This is a genomic window from Xenorhabdus kozodoii, assembly GCF_002632875.1.
Classification (GTDB): domain Bacteria; phylum Pseudomonadota; class Gammaproteobacteria; order Enterobacterales; family Enterobacteriaceae; genus Xenorhabdus; species Xenorhabdus kozodoii.
Genome location: NZ_NJCX01000140.1, coordinates 1 through 210, shown reverse-complemented (window position 1 = coordinate 210; position 210 = coordinate 1). Strand labels below are relative to the sequence as shown.

Here is a 210-nt window from a genome sequence, read left to right as displayed (position 1 = left end):
GGACGTGCTAATCTGCGAAAAGCGCCGGTGAGCTGATATGAAGCGTTATCAGCCGGCGATGTCCGAATGGGGAAACCCAGTGCAATCCGTTGCACTATCCTTCACTGAATCCATAGGTGAAGGAGGCGAACCGGGGGAACTGAAACATCTCAGTACCCCGAGGAAAAGAAATCAACCGAGATTCCCCCAGTAGCGGCGAGCGAACGGGGA

General features: G+C 54.8%; 1 rRNA gene. It reads left to right on the top strand.

The features are described 5' to 3' along the window. Positions 1-210: ribosomal RNA gene (locus tag Xkoz_RS19480) — 23S ribosomal RNA — on the top strand; the annotation flags it as partial.